The 1,239-nt window shown below is 60.9% G+C and carries 1 protein-coding gene; it reads right to left on the reverse strand.

Going from position 1 to position 1,239, the window contains the following annotated elements; genetic code table 11:
- Positions 1 to 30: 30 nt before the first annotated feature.
- A protein-coding gene (locus DFP88_RS16775) for an IS3 family transposase (RefSeq protein ID WP_110815838.1) occupies positions 31 to 1,178 on the reverse strand; the annotation gives its coding sequence in 2 pieces (ribosomal slippage) (positions 31 to 929 and positions 929 to 1,178; 1,149 coding nt in all).
- Positions 1,179 to 1,239: the final 61 nt, after the last annotated feature.

Genomic DNA, 1,239 nt, shown 5'->3' on the forward strand with positions numbered 1-1,239 from the left:
TGGCCTGCTGCCGGTTTGTCGGACACGAGGTTAAGCTAATATGGCTTTCTCCTCGAACTCGACGGGGCTCTTATAGCCCAGTGTCGAGTGCCGTCGCCGAGGGTTGTAGAAGCGCTCGATGTAGTCGAACACATCGGCCCTGGCGTCATCCCTCGTCCTGTAGACCTTGCGAGCTGTCCGCTCGGTTTTCAGCGACGAGAAGAAGCTTTCCATCGCGGCATTGTCCCAGACGTTGCCCGACCGGCTCATCGAGCAGGTGATGCCGTGATCGGTCATCAGGCGCTGGAACTGTTGGCTCGTATATTGGCTGCCCTGGTCGCTGTGGTGTAGCAGGTTGTCCGGCTTGCCTCTCCTCCAGATCGCCATGATGAGAGCATCGGTGACGAGTTGCGCCGTCATCTCCGCCTTCATGGCCCAGCCGATGACACGCCGGGAGAACAGGTCGACGACGGCGGCAACGTAGAGCCAACCTTCGGCGGTCCAGATGTAGGTGAAGTCGGCGATCCACTTCTGGTTCGGAGCCGAAGCCTCGAAGGCGCGATCGAGGATATTATCCGACACTGCCGCTCGCTCGCCGGTGTCTTTCGGCAGCCCACGGCGGCGCGGCCGGGCACGCAGCCCGTTCTGACGCATGAGCCTCTCGATCCGATGCAGACCGCAGGACAGCCCTTCGGCCAGCATGTCGTGCCAGATACGACGGGCACCATAGGTTCGGTCGCTGCTCTTGAAACTGCGATTGATCGCTGTCACCAGCACTTCGTCCTGCCGGGAGCGGGCACTGGAGCTGCGGTTGAGCCAGGCATGGAAACCCGACCGAGAGACATCCAGCGCCTCGCACAGCCATGCCACCGGCCAGATGCTCCGGTGCTTCGCGATAAAAGCGAACCTCATATCGCTTCCCTCGCGAAGTAGGCCGCGGCCTTTTTTAGGATGTCGCGCTCCGCCTTCAGCTTCGCCACTTCCTTGCGCAGCCTGTCGATCTCCTGCTGCTCCGGCTTCATCTGCCCGTGGCCGGGAAAAGCATGCTGTGGATCGATCGATAGCTCGCGCACCCATTTGCGCAGCACGTTTTCGTGGAGATCCAAGTCTCGGGCCGCCTGCGCGACCGCAACGCCCCGATCCTTCACCAGTCTCACAGCCTCAAGCTTGAACTCGCGGCTGAATTTCCTTCTCTGCATTCCAAATCTCCAGTTCCGTTAAACACCTTATCTCGGCGTCCACGAAACCGGCAGCAGGCCA

Origin of the sequence: Pseudoroseicyclus aestuarii, from assembly GCF_003217255.1 — a bacterium.
GTDB lineage: Bacteria > Pseudomonadota > Alphaproteobacteria > Rhodobacterales > Rhodobacteraceae > Pseudoroseicyclus > Pseudoroseicyclus aestuarii.